This is a genomic window from Arthrobacter sp. KN11-1C, from assembly GCF_052180225.1.
Lineage (GTDB): Bacteria > Actinomycetota > Actinomycetes > Actinomycetales > Micrococcaceae > Arthrobacter.
On sequence record NZ_CP197467.1, the window covers coordinates 4024985 to 4041978 of the forward strand.

The window sequence follows — 16994 nt, forward strand, 5'->3', positions numbered from 1 at the left end:
GGTCAGCTTCAGAGCAGCCCGGCCTTGGTGCAGGCCGCCTTGTAGTCCGGGGTACAGATTTCGTCCAGCTTCCAGAAGCCCTTGGGTTCGATCATGTCTGCGACGTTCTTGACGGTGATGACGTTGTTGGACCACAAGTAGGCAGGTATCTTTACGCCGTCGGGGCCATCCACGGTGCCGTTGACCAGATTCGCGGGGGTTGTCTGGCCCTGCGCCAAAGCGACGGCGATCTTGGCGGTATTCGCGGCGAATTCCTTGATCGGCAGGTTGATGGTGTTGTACTGCTCCCCGCTGATAATCCGCTGCAGGGCTGCGGAGGACCCATCCTGTCCGGTGATCAGCCGGGTGGTCGGGTCGATGCCGTTGGCCTTCATTGCTGCGATTACGCCGCCGGCGAGCTGGTCATTGGCAGCATATACACCGACGAATCCGTCCTTGCCCACTTTGGTGATCGCCTGGGACATCTGATTCTGTGCGTTGTCGGCAGACCAGTCCTTGGTGTCGTACTCAGCGGCGATGGTGAAGTTTGTCTTATCCAGGATCGAGTGCGCTCCCGCCTTGTATTTTGAACCGAAGGCGTCGGAGGGAGACCCGTTCATGACGATGAGTCCGCCACTCGTGATGCCCTTGGCCTTGAGGCCGTCGACCAGGCTCTGGGCCTGCTGCGCTCCGATGCCGGCGATGTCGGTTGTTACGCCGTAGTCAACGTTCTTGCTCTGAATAATGCTGGCGTAGCTGATTACTTTCGCCCCAGAGGCATGCACCTTGTCCACGATCTGCGCCGCCGACCGGAAATCGACGGGGGCTACAACAACAACCTTCGCACCGTTCGTCACCGCTGCCTCGGCCTGCTGCAGCTGGGTACTGGCCGAGCCTTTGGCGTTGTAGGTAGTAACAGAACAGGAGGCGCAGGCGGCTTTGGCTGCTGCCTCAAAAACCGGTTTGTCCTGCTGGTCCCAGCGGGCGGTCACCAGATCGGGAAGGAGCAATGCAATTTTTCCGCTCTGCGCGGTGTCTGCGGCGGATTTCGTTGGCTCGGCGCACGCGCTGAGCCCAAAGCCGGCTAGTGCGAAAACGGCCAACGCCACGGCGGCAGACCGGTAATTACGATTGGTTTTCAAAAGAAAACCGCCTTTCTTTCGTCATTGAAATATCTGAGGAAGGGCCTCGGAGGGCTTGAATCACGCCGGCTGGGCCTTGGATTGCATGAAACTATCGGGTAGTTTGTTCTCGTGAGAACAAACTACCCGACGAGCACGCCCTCGGCAATACCGCTCATTGGTTCGACAGCCGCAGGACGAATGCTGAGTGCCATTCGCACGGACGGGCCCATGACGCGGTCGGACGCCACTGCGGCGGCGTCGCTGGCCCGGAGTGCTGCAGGAAAGGCGGTGGATGACCTTCAACGTTTGGCCCTGGTCCGCGCCGGTTCGACGGTCGGGGACGGCACGCCCGGCCGACCATCCGCCACACTTGAAATAGTTGATTCCGGTGCGGTAGTCATTGCGTGTGTCCTTGGTTCCAACGGCCTGGATCTGGCCGTCATGGACCTGGCACGCACCATTAAGCTGCGCCGGTTCGAATCCTTCAACGCCACAGGCATGGATCCGTTTGAGACGCTGGCAACAATCGCCAAGACCATCAATGAGGTACACGGGGTGTGGGGGCCGAAGTGTGTAGGTATCGGCATCTCCGTCCCGGGCGTGTTCGACCCGCACGCAGGCGTAGCTCGTGCCGTGCTACCTCTGGGATGGCGCAACATCCCGATGGCCGCGGTCCTGGAGGAGTGGCTACCTGCCAACGTGCCGGTGTTGATTGCCCATGACGCGACGCTCGGGGCTCTTGCGGAGTTCCGGATGGGCGCGGGACGGGGGGCACAGCGACTTCTGTACCTCGCGGGGCAGCAGATCGGTGTGGGTTCAGCGCTAATCCTGGCCGATGGACAAACGGGCCGATCCGACCAACCCCTGCAGGCAGGACACCTGATCGTCGATCCTTTAGGACCCAAGTGCAGCTGCGGATCGAGGGGTTGCTTGGAACTGCTGGTTGACGGACGCGCCCTGATCGCTGCAATGGGTGAAGTCGGATCCGCTCCCTTCTCTTTGAGGGCCGCGCTTGATGCCCTAAGCCGCGACACCCCCCTCCCCGCGGCAATGGATCGAATCGTCGGTCATTTGCAGGTCGGCTTGATCAGTCTTGTTAACACGCTTTCACCCGATCGTGTCGTTTTCGCGGGGACGCTGTCCCCTTTGATGTCGAGATTTGAGGAACGAATGAACGACGCTCTGGACCTCTCCGTCGTTGCCCAGATACAGCCGGTGACGCTCGTCGGTTCCACCTTTGACGACGCGCAGATCTTCGGTGCTGCCGAAATAGCCTTCGAACCGTTGCTTCGGGATCCGGAAGGCCTCTTCGAGCAGGTCAGCCGTGGCACCGCGGATTGCTGATTGCCTGCCGGCCGGAGAGGGCCACCCCATGAAACGTGACGCATTCCGAGTACATGAGCCACAAGCGAGGAACAAGATGTTAGACAGCGCCGCTGGAGGCGGAACCGATGCCGGCACCGATGTCGGCAGGGCGGTCGCAGCCCAGCCCCCTAAAGTCAACCTGGGACCCGCAAACGGAACCGTGGTCGCCTTTGACGTCGGAGGGACCGCGGTCAAGGCCGCGCTCATCCATCCGGACGGCAAGATGAGTCCGGTCCGCAGGATACCCACGCCCGTCGCGGGGAAGGATACCCCTGCACTCCTCGTCGACCTCATTGAGCGGACCATCCATGACTTCTCGCAGGAGCTCGCGGGATCGGACCGGTGCGCGGCCGCCGTGGTTGTGCCCGGGATTGTTGATGAGGAAGAGGGCACCGGTGTCCTCGCGCACAACCTTGGCTGGAGCAATGTGCCGTTCCGGCCGATATTTGAACAAAGACTCCAGATGCCCGTCTATTTCGGGCATGACGTTCGCGCGGCTGGCCTTGCGGAATACCGCCTTGGCGCGGCTTCCGGGTACGAAAATGCCGTCATCATCGCGTTGGGGACGGGAATAGCGGCAGCACTGTTTGTGGATGGCAGGATCTGCGTCGCTCGAGGTAGGGCCGGGGAAATCGGGCACCTCAGGGTTGCCGCCCATACGGCATGCGCCTGCGGAGCGACCGGTTGCCTGGAGGCCATTTCTTCGGCCGCGGCCATCGTTCGAAGATACAACGCCCGTTCCGGAAGCCCAGTCACGGGCGCAGATGAAGTGGTCAAGCGTCTGAAGAACGGCGACCGTTCCGCTGAAGTGGTGTGGCGAGAAGCCGTCGACGCTCTGGCGGAAGCAATAGTCCAGATCTCGGCGCTAATCGGTCCTGAGGTCATGGTCCTGGGCGGCGGTTTGGCCGAATCCGGTTCGGATCTTTTCCATCCACTCAACGATGCCCTGTCAGTCTTAGGAGCGACGTCGTTGCCTCTCGTTCTACCGGCGTCGCTCGGCGAGGACGCGGGGGTCATCGGTGCCGCAATTGCTGGACGCCGGAAACTTTAAGCCAGTCCCACCAGCCGGACCGCACGATTTCCTAATGTAATCACCCACTCGGCCGACCTATCATCTTCAGCTGCGTCAGCCATCGCCCGCAGCGGAAAAGGAGCACCATGGAAATCATCATCGTCGAATCACTTGAGGAAGCCGGAGAAGTAGAAGCGAAGCGGCTTGCCCGGATTATCGATGAAAACCCGGAAACCGTCCTTGGCCTAGCCACCGGATCGTCCCCACTGCCTTTGTACCAAGCGATGCAGCGATACGTGGCAGCGGGGCTAAACATGCGGAAGGTGAGCGGCTTCGCCCTGGACGAATACATCGGGATCGCGGCATCGGACGAGCGGTCGTATACCGCCACGATTGAGCGTGAAGTAACAGGGCCGCTCGGACTGAACCCCGAACTCGTCCATGTTCCCGAGGGCGACGCAGCAGACCCCCAGGAGGCTGCAGAGCGATACGAGGCAGCGATCAAGTCGGCTGGAGGCGTCGATGTCCAGATCCTCGGCATCGGAAGTGACGGACACCTGGGCTTCAACGAACCGGGCTCTTCACTCGCCAGCCGCACCCGAATCAAAACTCTGAGCCAGCTGACCAGAGAAGATAACGCTCGGTTCTTTGCCACCCTCGACGAGGTCCCGCAACACTGCATAACCCAAGGTCTGGGAACCATTATGGACGCTCGGCAATTGCTGCTGTTTGCACAGGGAGCTACAAAGGCCGAGGCCATAGCTGCGGCACTCGAAGGCCCGGTTTCAAGCCGATGCCCCGCCTCGGTTATCCAACTGCATCCATCGGTGACAGTGTATGTCGATTATGCAGCTGCCGCCGGGCTGGAGCTTGCGGATTTCTACAAATACATCCACAGAAACAAGCCCGACCAGTCCAGCTAAAGCGTTACCCAACCAGATGCCAGAATCGACGTCCCGGCAACGGTCTGCGACGACGGGTTCTGAACCGACTGAACACGGCTTCCCGCATCGCGAAGGCTGTACAGCTTCAACGGTCAGGTGCGATGTGCCCGTGCTGCGATCTAACCGACCGACGATCCGGAGCCCCTGGCAGAGGCACGGGTGCTCCACCATGAGGAGGCGTGCCAGCCGGTGATGCCCGAGCCGCAGTAGCTGATGATGTTCCCCGGGATCCGATGCGCGCTCATAGATTTTCACTCAGCAATGGCGTGGCGGCAGTGTTCGCCGACTGCTGGAGCCAGCAGCAATTGCCGCGCCGGTTTCGACGGCTACTCCGACATCGACATCCGCCGCCGTGTCATTCCTAGATCAGGCCCTGTGCGAGCATCGCGTCGGCCACCTTGACGAATCCTGCGACGTTCGCGCCCAGCACGTAGTTTCCCGGGGCGCCATACTCGTCCGCCGTTGTTTCGCAGCGGCGGTGGATTCCGACCATGATCTCCGTGAGGCGCTGTTCCGTGTACTCGAAGGACCAAGAATCGCGGGTCGCGTTCTGTTGCATCTCAAGTGCCGAAGTTGCCACCCCGCCGGCGTTGGCTGCCTTGCCCGGGCCGAACAGCAGGCCGGAGTCCTGGAAGACCGCGATGGCGTGACGGGTGGACGGCATGTTGGCGCCCTCCCCCACCGCGACGAGGCCGTTACGCACCAGCCGCGCGGCAGCCTCGCCGCCGAGCTCGTTCTGCGTCGCACAGGGCAGCGCCACCGTGGCATCGACATCCCAAATGGAGCCGCCCTCCACATAGGCGACGGCGGACCGGCGGACGGCATAGTCCTTGAGGCGTCCGCGCTCGACTTCCTTGATCTGACGGAGAAGTGCGACGTTCAAGCCCGCTTCGTCCACGATGTAGCCGGAGGAATCGGAGCAGGCTACTACGACGGCGCCGAGCGACTGCGCCTTCGCAATGGCGTTAATGGCGACGTTGCCGGAGCCGGAGACCACCACCCGCTGGCCGTCGAAGGATTGACCGCGGGTCTTGAGCATTTCCTCGGTGAAGATTACAGTGCCGTAGCCGGTGGCTTCGGGACGCACGAGGGAACCGCCCCAGGAGATGCCCTTGCCGGTCAGGACGCCGGACTCGTAGCGGTTCGTGATGCGTTTGTACTGGCCGAAAAGGTAGCCGATCTCGCGTCCGCCCACACCGATGTCACCGGCCGGGACGTCCGTGTACTCGCCGATGTGGCGATACAGCTCCGTCATGAAGGACTGACAGAAGCGCATGATCTCGGCGTCCGAGCGGCCACGCGGGTCGAAGTCGGCGCCACCTTTGCCGCCACCGATCGGCATGCCGGTCAGGGCATTCTTGAAGATCTGCTCGAAGCCGAGAAACTTCACGATGCCCAGGTACACCGACGGGTGGAACCGCAGGCCGCCCTTGTACGGGCCAAGAGCGGAGTTGAACTCCACGCGGAAGCCACGGTTGATCTGCACGCGTCCGGCGTCGTCCGTCCACGGGACACGGAAAATGATCTGCCGCTCCGGCTCGCACAGCCGCTCAAGGACGGCGCCCTCAAGGAACTCGGGGTGTCGGTCGTGTACCGGACCGAGGCTTTCGAAGACTTCAGTCACCGCTTGGTGGAACTCGTCCTCGCCCGGATTCCTGGCCAGCACCGTGTTCCGGATGGCTTCAAGCCGTGCGTCCATGCAACTCTCCTCGAATTCGGCGCCCGCATTGGACGGACGCGCTACGACAATTCTCAATACTGATGGAACTACGATGCAGTCCGGCTCCGTTTGACCTGGTTGCGACAGCCCCATTAGCCAGCAAGGCTAAGACCCGCCAGGACAGGAACCCATACCTGAAAGCCCTGGGCTCTTTCGAATAACGCCCTGGTTTCGACGCCAGAGCCGGCGATCCACACGATCGTTCCGTCCGCGGCCACAGCGTCAACTTGACCGATCCGAATTCTCTGGCCCCACCGTCGAATCTCTACGATCTTTCCGGTCGCCAGGCACCAATCCTCGGCGATATGGGCTTTGATGGCGATAGGGGCATTGAGCTGTTCCACGTGCTGGTTCAGGCAGCCATCCATCGGCCCAACCTGATGTAGACCGTATTCACCAGTCCCGGCGCAACCTGTCCAATGAAGCTCCGTCACCCGGGCACATGGTTGCTGTTTTCGATCCGGGTGATCTTCGAAAGCCCTGACGGAAGATCCGGATCGAGGCCTTCACGGAGGCTCGTTGCTCGGGCGGCGAACTGGATGGGAATTATCGCCAAGAACGGAACCCACTCCGGCACCACTTCCGGGATAGTGACAACCTGACCTCCGATCGGTGGGGGGTTGCTGCCGATGTACACCGTGGTTGCGCCTCTTGCCAATCCCCCTTCGACTACCTGGGCCGCAAGATGGGCGCCCACCGAGTCCGCGGCGATGGCGACGACCGTGGTAGTCGCCGACGCGGAATTGATGCTTCCGTGGAGGAATTCGCTAGCTTCAAAGACGGACGCCGGAAGAAGCAACGTTTCCCGGAGTTTGATCGCTCCTTCTTCTGCAACAGCTTCCGCGAAGCCTTCCCCCGCGAGTACAAATCCCGAAGCCAACGTGGTAAATCGCGCTCTTTCGTCGTGCAAAACCTGGGTCATTCTCCGCGGAATCTCCGCAATGGCGTCGCTCAACTGACCGGGCCGGGATGACATTGCGATGCCGAGCAGTGCCGCCAATGAAGCTGTGAAGCTCTTCGTCGCAGGAATAGCAACTTCCACACCTGCCCTGTAGTCAACGACGAGATCCGAGGGAACAAGCGCGGCCAACTCGGAATCCGGTGAATTGGTCACAACAATCAGCCGGGCGCCCAGGGAAAGAGCCCGCCTCGCGGCAGCCAGGATTTCCCGGCTCTCCCCCGACTGGGATATGGCGATGACTGCTGCACGGCGAAGATCCGTTGCGGTTGTTCCCCAGCCGAGCTGGGCAGGGGACACCAAGTAGGCGGGCTTTCCCGCGACGTTCCGGAAAACCTCAGCAGCGTACGTGGCTGCGGAACGAGATGAGCCGCGGCCGAGCAACACGACAAAGTCCGCTCCTTCCAGTACCGCGGCCAGGGAGTCAGCCTTTGACCCCGCCTCCCGTAGTGCTGAAGCCACCCGATCGGGCTGTTCGTACATGTCCTCGAGCATCCACTCGCCAGGAGTTTTTCCATTCATTGCGGCGGTCCCTTCTGCATGTTAGCGTGATACGACTGATAATGATGTTACAACAACATTGGGAGCTAGTGTGGAAACTCTTTCCGAGTCCCCGGACTCGATTTCTATGTCTTCCGACCGTAAAGGCGCCCTGGTTGACAGTGCTGTCAAGCATCTGTGGCGGCACGGCGTAACTGCCGAGGAGACGCTCCGAGCCGAGGGTCCGGTGGCTGTAAGTGCCCAGGGGGTATACATCGACGATATCGATGGACGCCGGTATCTGGACGCTCTTTCGGGGGGCTCGGCGGCGGCCACCCTTGGACATGGCCGTGATGACGTGGCGGACGCGGTTTCCAGGCAGATGCGGAATATGGCGTGGGTTTCCCTGCGTACTTTCCTTAACGAACCGTCGATCCGGCTGGCCGAGCGCATCGCGCAGATCGCCCCAGGGGACCTCACAACTTCCTTTTTCGTCAGCTCTGGTTCCGAGGCGGTGGAGAGCGCCACCCAGATCGCCAAGTCCTATCATAAGAAGCGGGGCAATCCGTCAAAAACGAAGTTCCTGTACCGGAAGACCAGCTATCACGGCACCAGTCTGATCGGTGCAAGCGCCAGCAGCAGCCCCGAATTCCGGGAATGGTTTCAACCCCTCGCACCAGGATTCATCGAGCTTGACGCCTGCTACGCCTACCGCCGGCCCGCGGGTATGACCGTGGAAGAATACGGGGAGCTCTGCGCTCAGGCCATTGAGGACGAAATCCTCACACAAGGTCCCGACACCGTCGCCGGCATCCTCGCCGAAGCCATTCCTGCTGCGTTGGTCCTGACGCCGCCGCCCAACTATCTGCAACGTCTTCGTGAGATCTGCAACAAATACGACATCTTGTGGATCGATGACGAGGTGTTCATCGGCGTTGGCCGGACCGGAAAATACTTCGGGTTTGAGCACTACGGCGTACAGCCCGACATTGTTACCTCGTCCAAAGGCATCACCGGAGGTTACATCCCGCTCGGGGCGGCCATCGCCTCGCAGCGCATCATGGATGTGCTGCTCGAGGGGTCCCAGGCCAAAGTCGCCGGCCACACGTACTCCGCACATCCTGCCGCCTGCGCCGCCGGCCTCGCAGTTCTCGACGCGATCGAGAATGAGGACCTGGTCCAGAATGCAGACGTTCTCGGTTCATGGATGCTGGACCAGTTCCGCGAATTCGGCGAACGCCGCCCGCATGTGGGGGATGTCAGAGGCAAGGGCATGCTTATGGGCATTGAACTTGTTCGAGACACCAAGACCCGTGAGCCGTTCCCGGCAGCGTCGGGCGTGGGCAAGAAGGTCGTCCAAACGGCCATGAACCAGAACTTCATGTGCCGGGCGTCGGGAGACGTTATCACCCTCTTTCCAGCCCTCGTCTCGACCCGATCCGAAGTTGAAGACATGGTCACGGCGACCATGCGCGCAATCGATGAAGTCCTCAATGACCTTCCAAAATAGCGAGTCATCTGACGGAGGCGGAAGAGTGGAATTCATCGAACAGGTCTGCGCACGACTGGAAGCTACGGCCGTACGGGACCACATGAACGTCGCAGAAGCCATTACGACCCAGTTCGCCCTCGTGGATGCCGCGCAGCGCGTGATGGGCTCGGACGCGGTTTTCACCGAAGACTACGGGCAGGTCAGGGACTTGGCGACGGTCGGTTTCGGAGGCGGAGGACGGCCCAGAAGTACGGCCAATGTCGAACAGGTGCTGGCCGACTTCTTCGGAACCGAAGATGCTGTACTGATTCACGGCGCAGGTTCGGGTGCAATCCGGGGAATGCTCAACGCCGGTCTCAGGCCGGGGGCCAAAGTCGTGCTGCACAACGCGCATCCATATAAGACAACTCTGCCGGCCATGAATCACATGGGACTGCAGCTGGTCCACGCGGACTTCAATGACTTGAAAGGCCTCAGGGACACGCTGCATAACGCCCGGCCCGACGGGATCTACGTCCAGCACGTTCCACAGCAGCTCGGTGACTCCCACGACATTGCCGCAGTCATCGAATCCGCGAGGGAGATCTGCGGCGCGGATGCGGCCATCCTCGTCGATGACAACTACGCAGTGATGCGTGCCCGGAAGATCGGCGCTCAAATGGGTGCCAATGCATCCGCGATTTCGCTGTTCAAACTCCTCGCCCCCACACCCATCGGGGTAGTCGTAGGAGACGGGAAGCTGGTCAATTCGATACGCCTGGATCTGTCGTCCGCCGGTTGCCAGGTACAGGGATCGCAAGCCATGGGAGCGTTGCGCATGCTGGTTCACGCACCCATTGCCCTGGCGATTCAAAACCAGACCGTGCTCGATGCAACGCAGCGCATCAACGAACTGGCGATTTCCGGGGAGCTTCCCTTTGTCCACCGGGCTTTCGCCGCGCAACCAGGAATCCGATCCATCGTGCTTACCTTCGACCGCCCTCTGGCGGAAGAATTTGTTCGGTCCGCATGGCGAAACGGGTCCCCCAGCCAGTCCGTCGGTGAAGAAGCCCAGTATGAGTTCCTGCCCCTGTTCACTTACCTGACAAGCACCTTCCTCAAGGCCATGCCAGGGCTCGAGCAATACGCCATCCGCATCAACCCGATGCGTTCGGGGCCGGACACCATCGTGCGCATTTTGCGGGCCAGCCTCTCCGACGAATCGTTCCGCAACGCCGTTTCCTCGCTCGAAACGGCTAAGTCTTCCTCCGAGCGTTGACACATACCAATAAGGACATGAACATGAAAGACACGCTGCTAGTCCCCTTCAGTTTTGCCATCGATACGGTCAACGGAACACTGACTCCTGAACGTCCTCCGGTGCAACGTCGCCTCGACGACATGAAGACCGCCTACGCCCAGGAAACTTCCGGCGACGACCTCGTATACGAGGTGCGACAGATCGACGTCCCCACCACGAACTCAAACCTTCTTTCCTCGACCACTACGCTCTACCCGGGGAAGACCAACGGCGAGTACTACATGACCAAGGGCCACTTCCATCAGAAGCGTGACCGCGCGGAAGTTTACGTCGGCCTCTCCGGAGAAGGCAGACTGCTGATGGCCTCCGAAAGCGGGGAGGTCGTGGTAGAGGAAATGCGCGCCGGAAGCGTTAATTACGTGCCAGGGGGGTGGGCCCACCGCAGCGTCAACGTAGGCGAAGAACCGCTGGTGTTCTACGCCGTCTATATTGCAGATGCCGGGCAGGACTACCTCGCCATCGAACATCAGGGCGGCTTTCCGGTCATCATCGTCGAGGGCGAAAACGGACCCGAAGCCGTGCCAAACCCAAGGTTTCAGCAGGCATGACCACCGTTGCCATTACCCCCCGCGGGTTTCGCAGCAATGAGGGGAGGCATAAGGCATTGTTGCGGGACCACGGACTTAGTCCCCGCTACCCCGCGCAGGACAGACCGCTCACGGTGGAGGAGCTGAGCGAACTCGTGGCGGGCTGCCGGGCGGCCATAGTGGGACTTGACGATGTCTCCGAAAGGATCCTGGCAACACCTGGGCTGGAAATCCTCGTCCGGTTCGGCGCAGGGGCGGATAACGTCGATCTTCTCGCAGCGCGCCGTCACGGCGTGAAAGTGGCCACCATACCCGGGGCGACGGCGACGTCCGTCGCGGAGCTGGCCTTGGGACTCATGCTTGCCGCAGCCCGGAGGATCCTGCCTATGGACAGAAGCGTCAGGCAGGGCTCCTGGCAGCGGCAAACGGGCTTTGAGCTCTCGGGTCGTTGCCTCGGACTGGTGGGAGCCGGACGGATCGGTCAGGAAGTTGCGGTACGGGCCAAAGCCCTTGGCATGGATGTCATAGCTTTCGACCCTTTCGCCGCCGTGTCGCCGCTAGCATTGGTCACCTTTGAGGAACTGTTGAGCCGTTCCGACGTGATCTCCATCCATGCCCCTCTGACCTCGGAGACTGCGGGTCTCTTCGACGCGAACGCTTTGGCGGCGATGCGTCCCGGAAGTGTCTTGGTCAACACCGCCCGTGGGGGGATCATTGACGAGGCAGCTCTGGCGGCCGCGCTGAAGAGCGGACCGCTTTCCGCCGCCGCGCTTGACTCGTTTGCGGACGAACCAACCAGGGAGACCGCCCTGTTCGAGTTGGAGAACATCGTGCTCACTCCCCATTGCGGGGCCACCACCGTCCAGGCCGTTGAACGGGCCGGCGTGATGGCGGTCGAAGAGGTGCTGCGGGCGTTGGCCGGCCGGCCGATGCTGGGAACGATTGACTGAGCCCGGCGGTCTCCGGGCTGCCGACTGTTCGGCAGCCCGGGCCCGGGGCCGCGCCGCGGCTGCCCTTCTATTCGATCTTGACGGGTTACTAATCGACAGCGAAGATGCCTGCTTTGAGGCGGCAAAGACTGTCCTGGCGCGGCACAGCGGTCTCACGCTTCCGGCAGCCTGGTACGGCGCGCAGGTGGGGAAGTCTGCCGCGGAGACATACGATAGTCTGCGCACGGATTTTCGTCTTCGTCCCCGGCTTCAGGAACTGCTCGCGGAGCGCCATGAATTGCTGGCACGCTGGTACGAAGCCCCAAAGGTTCTTCCAGGTGCGGAAGCGCTGGTTCTTGAAGCGGTGCGTGGCGGAAAACGGCTCGGCGTCGTTTCCTCGTCACCGCAGTCCCTGGTTGATGCGGCCCTCAGCGCCCTGCCATTCGGGGGCCGCTTCGATGCCGTCGTTGCGGCCGACCATGCGATGGTGTCGAGGCTGAAACCGTTCCCGGACCCGTACTGGGCGGCGTGCACGCTGCTGGACTTGGATCCTGGCGACGCACTCGCCTTGGAAGACTCATCCTCCGGGGCTATTGCTGCGGTGCTAGCCGGCATCCCCACTGTCGCGGTCCCCAGCCGCTGGACAGCGGGCCAGCCGTTCCCAGATGGAGTCCTGAAGGTGGGGAGCCTGCTGCACCTGTTGGCGGACAGCGACTGAACCGACCTACGTCGTGGGGGCGGGAAGAGCGTTCAACCGAACCAGAATACTTTCTATACCCCCCAGATCCCTTGCCCGGAGGGCCTCCTCAGTCGGGCCTGCCAGCAGCCGGGTGTCCAGGACCCGGATCTGCGCCTTAAGCTGCGGCACGAGACCGGGAGCGACACTCAGGCTGCGAAGACCCAGGCCTATCAGCAGCGGCAGCACACGGACGTCACCGGCAAGTTCACCACAGAGCGACACAGGCGTACCGGACGCGGATCCCGCCCTTGCGATGAACGCCAGCATGCGGATCACCGCCGGACTGATCTCGTTGTAGAGGTGTTGCACCCCTGCATTGTTCCGGTCGGAGGCCATCAGGTATGCCGTCAGATCATTGGACCCAATGCTCAGAAAGTCGCTCTCCTCGGCGAATTCGTGCGCGAGGATGGCCGCACTGGGCACCTCGATCATCACCCCGATCCGGAGAGGCGCGCCGGCTTCGACAGCAATGAGGTCTCGGACCTCGTCCAGTTCCCGGAGCTCTGAGACCATGGGGACCATGACGCGGATGTTCGGATACTCCGCTGATGCCCGCCCGAGCGCCCTAAGCTGCGCCGAAAAGACGTCGCGGTGCGCCAAGCTGAGCCGCACGCCTCGCACCCCCAAGAAGGGATTCTCCTCGGCGGGCACGCTCAGACCGGTCAACGGCTTGTCTCCGCCGATATCGAGAGTCCGGAAAATAATGGGGCGACCGGCTGCATCCCTTGCCGCGGCACAGTAGGCGCGGAACTGCGCCTGCTCGTCGAGGAGCTGTCCGGCCTTGATAAACAGCAGTTCGGTTCTGAACAGCCCTACACCGTCTGCCCCGAAGGCAACAGCACGGGAGACATCTTCGGCGCTGCCCGCATTGGCGTAGACGGCTACGCCGATTCCATCCAGGGTGTGGACGGGGGTCGGGTCGATTTCCCAGACGGATTCCTTGACAGCGTTAAAGGCAGCCAGATCCGAGGCGGACGGATTGATCTGCAATTCGCCGGTCGATCCGTCGACCGTCGCTTGGATTCCGTCCTCCGCGAGAGCCATCAGCCCGGGAACAGACACCACGGCAGGAATGCCCAGCTGGCGGGCAAGGATCGCCGCATGTGACGTCCGTGCGCCCGCCTCTGTCACGATCGCCCTGACCATGGAAGGGTCCAGCCCTATGGTGTCCGACGGTGTAAGTTCCTGAGCAAAAAGAATGACCGGTTCCCAGCCAGAAACCAGTGGCCGGACTGAAGCCGCCGACGTCCCGGGGTTGGTCTCCTGGAGGTGGCGCACGACTCTCTTCGCGAGGTCGCGGATATCTGCAGAACGTTCCCGCAAGTAGGGGTCGTCCAGGAGCTGCAGTTCGTCAGCAAGTTCGCCGCTGACGGTCCATACCACGCGTGCCGCGTCCCCTCCCGCAGTGATGCCGGCAACGATTGGATCGAGCCACTCAGCATCGTCCATCATCGAGAGCTGGACTTCAAAAATTGCGGCATGACCGGCGCCGAGCCGCTCGGTAGCGTCGGCGACGACGTCCAGAAGTTCGGCCTTGCTGCTCCGTAAGGCCGTATCGAGGTCGGAAAGCGAACTGGAAGAACGTTGGTCTTCCGGCTCTTCGTCACTGAAAATGAAGCGTTCGTCCCGGAATACCTGTACAAGGGCCGTCGCCCGGCCAGGAGACACTCCCAATCCCAGAAGCTTCATACCGCCGCACCTTCATCCTCAGCCAGTTGGAGCAACAGTGTACTGAGCCCCTCTACGGCCGACTGTGCATCACTGCCGGCGGCACTGATTTGCACCGTACTTCCACAAGCCAGACCCAGTTTGAGAAGACCGATCAGGCTCTTTCCACTTCCTGTTTTGCCGTCCTTTTCCAGAGTTACCACCGACTCATATTCCTTGGCTTTCGCAACGAATATTGCCGCAGGTCGGGCGTGGAGCCCGGAAGGGTTGGTCACCGTGACAATTCGCGAGACGCTCACACTGCACCTACTCGTGCGCGCGTGTCCAGAGCACTGACGCCCGATGAGGGCTGCGCTGGTGGCAGAAGGTCCGGGCCAAGCACGAACCCGTCGCGGTCGAAGATGCCGAGAACCTGAGGGGTGGTGGCCACGCCACCGATGACCGCAACGAAGCAACGGCTCACAAAGACCTGAGATCGGAAGGCATAAACCACGGTGTCCCCCACGGAAACCTCGCCGGGCCCCGTCACGTGCAGCGTGCCGTAATAGTCAATTGCGTCCGGGGGGTCGAGCTCAACAGTGGCACTGACAGGTTCACCTCCGGACTTCGGGTAAATTACGGCATTCCTGGCCTTGGACCGGGGGTAGAATCCGCCACCGAGTGCGTAGGTCGCTTCGGCCGTTTGGTGGGTGATTTCACTGACATAGATCATTGCCGGCAGTTCCGGCTGGTCGGATACGGCGTGGAGGGGTGTCTGCCCGGTCAAGCAGCTGCCGGGCTCCACATGCGTAGCACCGTTCCTGGCCAACACTTCGAAGGTCGCCAGGCAGGATGCACTCGGGGCGTTTATTGCCTGCACATCAGTGAATCCATTCGCCCGCAGCAGCTCGGCCGCGCGAGTCACCGTCGTCAGGTTCGGTGTTGGCCGGAACTCCTGATCGGTTTCATCCCACAGCAGGCAGGGAAAGGACGTCACACCGGCCACCCGTACGCCATCAAGAGCATCCACCGCTGCGGCCGCTTCCAGCAGGTCCTCAATAGGAACGCCGCCCTTCTGCGCCGGATAGTAGACATCCCCCTCTCGGGAAACCCTTATCTGCACGGGCTGAACCGTCCCCGCGGCGACGGCAGCACGGGAAATAGCCTCCGCCTGCGGCACTCCGAAAACCGTGATGAACTCCGGGGCCATCTCCACGGCAAGCTGTGCTTCGCGCGCCGGGACCTGGACCAGGTGCCCGAGGTGCCCCATGCGCAGTCCGGACTTATACAGGACCCGGGCCTCTTCGAAGTCAACGGCAACGACACCGCCAATGCCAGCCTCCGCTATTGCCTTGGCAACGATGGGATTCCGCCCGAACTGCTTTGTCATCTGGTACGTCTTTAGGCCATGCGCGGCTGCGCCTTCGGCGACCAGACGCGCATTCGCAGCGACCGTATCGACATCAATGACATAGCAGTTTGCCGGGATGTCACCCCGCTGATGCAGCTTCACGGCGGCCTCTATCAGTGCAGGGTTCCGCCGCATGGTCACATCTAAAAACATTGAATTTCCTCCTCGAATGAAGTTCCTGAACCCAGAGGGGCGACGCCCAGAAGCGTCGCAGCGGTCGCCCCAATATCTGCTGATGTTCGTCGGGTGCCCAGATCCACGGATTGAACCCTGGAACCGGCCACAAGCAATGGCACAAACTCACGGGTATGCCTGCTGCTGCCGACGGACGGATCGTTCCCGTGGTCCGCGGTAATGAACAGCACGTCCTCGTCGCCGAGCAGGTCGAGGAGAAGTGCCAAGTGCCTGTCCACCCTTTCCAGCACCTCGGCATAGCGATGCGCGTCCTGCTCGTGGCCGGCCAGGTCGGTTTCCTGAATATTGGCCACGATCAACCCGGATTTCATCGACGCCAATGCCGAACAGGCCCCCGCCATGACTGCCGATGTATCGACGACATTGTCACTGACCGCGCCGTCGCAGCGGACTACGTCAGCCGCTTTCCCCAGGAGGACAACCTCGTGCCCGGCGTTCAGCGCCCGCGTAGGCAACTGCTCGTTCACGTCGAATTCGATGCCTAGATGACGAACTTGGTAGTGCTCGTTGTAGACCCCCAGCTCCGGAGAATCCACACCGACTTGTCCCGGGGATTTCTCTTTAACGTGGGCCCGGATCTCGTCAATACCGAACCCGCGGCTGGCGACGACGATGATCCGGCCAACCGGTGTCACTGTCCGGACAATCTGCCCGATGCTGGTGAGTTCGTCAAAGGACTTATCGTCCAGTGAGCCGGTCACGTTGATGTTGAGTCCGGAAGCGGCCTCGATGTTGTCGGCGACCAGAACGCATCCGTCGACGACTAGCGCAGGGCTGTCCATCTCCAATGCGTCGACTTCGTATCCGGCGCTGACAAGCGCCTCAGTCACCGGGACCTTAAGTTCGGAGAGCAGCCTCGACTCAATGCGATCGAGACCGCCGCCCATAAGTTCCTGATGGCCCAGATAGGTGTCCGCCCCGGGGTGAATCGGCGAACAGCGTCCATAGGCACCTTTGGCCACCGGCGCAGGAGCTATCTTCGACAGCGGCGTCAGATTTCCCAGTCCCAGGGATTCGAGAATCGGCAACTGCAGGTCCCCTGCAGTTTCGTCGATGCTACGGAGCGTGTTGAAATTTGGCTGTTGACCTTCCGAGTCGGGGAGTGCCCCGACTCCGAACCCGTCCAGGACGAGGATAACGACGCGCCGTTGCGGGGGGAACCGCATCATCCG

General features: G+C 61.6%; 17 protein-coding genes. 9 read left to right on the forward strand and 8 right to left on the reverse strand.

The genetic code is table 11. From position 1 onward, the window contains the following. Positions 1–8 precede the first annotated feature (8 nt). Complete coding sequence (locus tag ACSBOX_RS18750) at positions 9–1121, reverse strand: ABC transporter substrate-binding protein (protein ID WP_442543811.1); 1113 nt, start codon at positions 1119–1121, stop codon at positions 9–11. Positions 1122–1331: 210 nt separating this feature from the next. Here ACSBOX_RS18750 and ACSBOX_RS18755 point away from each other — a divergent pair, with 210 nt between their 5' ends. The 3 genes from ACSBOX_RS18755 (at position 1332) to ACSBOX_RS18765 (ending at position 4403) form a co-directional block, all read left to right on the forward strand. Then, a complete protein-coding gene (locus ACSBOX_RS18755; RefSeq protein ID WP_442543812.1) occupies positions 1332–2447 on the forward strand; it encodes an ROK family protein in 1116 nt (371 codons plus the stop codon). 76 nt (positions 2448–2523) lie between these two features. Next, complete coding sequence (locus tag ACSBOX_RS18760) at positions 2524–3519, forward strand: ROK family protein (RefSeq protein WP_442543813.1); 996 nt, start codon at positions 2524–2526, stop codon at positions 3517–3519. Between the two features lie 107 nt (positions 3520–3626). Continuing rightward, positions 3627–4403, forward strand: a complete 777-nt coding sequence (locus tag ACSBOX_RS18765) for a glucosamine-6-phosphate deaminase (RefSeq protein ID WP_442543814.1) — start codon at positions 3627–3629, stop codon at positions 4401–4403. Positions 4404–4543: 140 nt separating this feature from the next. On the opposite strand, the gene ACSBOX_RS18770 is transcribed toward ACSBOX_RS18765, so the two are convergent. Both ACSBOX_RS18770 and gdhA read right to left on the reverse strand, forming a co-directional pair. Then, positions 4544–4669 (reverse strand): hypothetical protein, encoded by a 126-nt coding sequence (locus tag ACSBOX_RS18770; RefSeq protein ID WP_442543815.1) that lies wholly within the window; start codon positions 4667–4669, stop codon positions 4544–4546. Between the two features lie 116 nt (positions 4670–4785). After that, complete coding sequence (gene gdhA, locus ACSBOX_RS18775) at positions 4786–6123, reverse strand: NADP-specific glutamate dehydrogenase (RefSeq protein ID WP_442543816.1); 1338 nt, start codon at positions 6121–6123, stop codon at positions 4786–4788. Positions 6124–6371: 248 nt separating this feature from the next. Between gdhA and ACSBOX_RS18780 the strand changes: the two genes are divergently transcribed. Next, positions 6372–6530, forward strand: coding sequence for a hypothetical protein (locus tag ACSBOX_RS18780; RefSeq protein WP_442543817.1), 159 nt, complete (start codon positions 6372–6374; stop codon positions 6528–6530). A 44-nt stretch (positions 6531–6574) separates the two neighbouring features. Here the strand turns inward: ACSBOX_RS18780 and ACSBOX_RS18785 are convergent, their stop codons facing one another. After that, entirely contained in the window at positions 6575–7624 is a 1050-nt protein-coding gene (locus ACSBOX_RS18785; protein ID WP_442543818.1) for an SIS domain-containing protein, read from the reverse strand. A gap of 106 nt (positions 7625–7730) precedes the next feature. Between ACSBOX_RS18785 and ACSBOX_RS18790 the strand changes: the two genes are divergently transcribed. Genes ACSBOX_RS18790 through ACSBOX_RS18810 form a run of 5 tightly spaced genes read left to right on the forward strand, consistent with a single transcriptional unit; the run spans position 7731 to position 12548 of the window. Then, a complete protein-coding gene (locus ACSBOX_RS18790) occupies positions 7731–9092 on the forward strand; it encodes an aminotransferase family protein (RefSeq protein ID WP_442543819.1) in 1362 nt (453 codons plus the stop codon). Positions 9093–9117: 25 nt separating this feature from the next. Beyond that, entirely contained in the window at positions 9118–10332 is a 1215-nt protein-coding gene (locus ACSBOX_RS18795; RefSeq protein ID WP_442543820.1) for an aminotransferase class V-fold PLP-dependent enzyme, read from the forward strand. A 17-nt stretch (positions 10333–10349) separates the two neighbouring features. After that, a complete protein-coding gene (locus tag ACSBOX_RS18800) occupies positions 10350–10922 on the forward strand; it encodes a glucose-6-phosphate isomerase family protein (protein ID WP_442543821.1) in 573 nt (190 codons plus the stop codon). Further along, a complete protein-coding gene (locus tag ACSBOX_RS18805; RefSeq protein WP_442543822.1) occupies positions 10919–11851 on the forward strand; it encodes a phosphoglycerate dehydrogenase in 933 nt (310 codons plus the stop codon). Before ACSBOX_RS18800 ends, ACSBOX_RS18805 begins: the two co-directional genes overlap by 4 nt. Then, complete coding sequence (locus ACSBOX_RS18810) at positions 11844–12548, forward strand: HAD family hydrolase (RefSeq protein ID WP_442543823.1); 705 nt, start codon at positions 11844–11846, stop codon at positions 12546–12548. Before ACSBOX_RS18805 ends, ACSBOX_RS18810 begins: the two co-directional genes overlap by 8 nt. Before the next feature lie 6 nt (positions 12549–12554). On the opposite strand, the gene ptsP is transcribed toward ACSBOX_RS18810, so the two are convergent. From ptsP to ACSBOX_RS18830, 4 genes are read right to left on the reverse strand one after another with little or no spacing between them, the layout of a single operon-like run. Then, positions 12555–14258, reverse strand: coding sequence for a phosphoenolpyruvate--protein phosphotransferase (gene ptsP / locus ACSBOX_RS18815; RefSeq protein ID WP_442543824.1), 1704 nt, complete (start codon positions 14256–14258; stop codon positions 12555–12557). Beyond that, positions 14255–14536 carry an HPr family phosphocarrier protein gene (locus ACSBOX_RS18820; RefSeq protein WP_442543825.1) on the reverse strand — a complete coding sequence of 94 codons (282 nt, stop codon included), beginning with the start codon at positions 14534–14536 and terminating at the stop codon, positions 14255–14257. Before ACSBOX_RS18820 ends, ptsP begins: the two co-directional genes overlap by 4 nt. After that, positions 14533–15780 (reverse strand): alanine racemase, encoded by a 1248-nt coding sequence (locus ACSBOX_RS18825; protein ID WP_442543826.1) that lies wholly within the window; start codon positions 15778–15780, stop codon positions 14533–14535. The genes ACSBOX_RS18820 and ACSBOX_RS18825 overlap by 4 nt, the downstream gene beginning before the upstream one ends. Beyond that, positions 15771–16991, reverse strand: a complete 1221-nt coding sequence (locus ACSBOX_RS18830) for a phosphopentomutase (RefSeq protein WP_442543827.1) — start codon at positions 16989–16991, stop codon at positions 15771–15773. The genes ACSBOX_RS18825 and ACSBOX_RS18830 overlap by 10 nt, the downstream gene beginning before the upstream one ends. Positions 16992–16994: the final 3 nt, after the last annotated feature.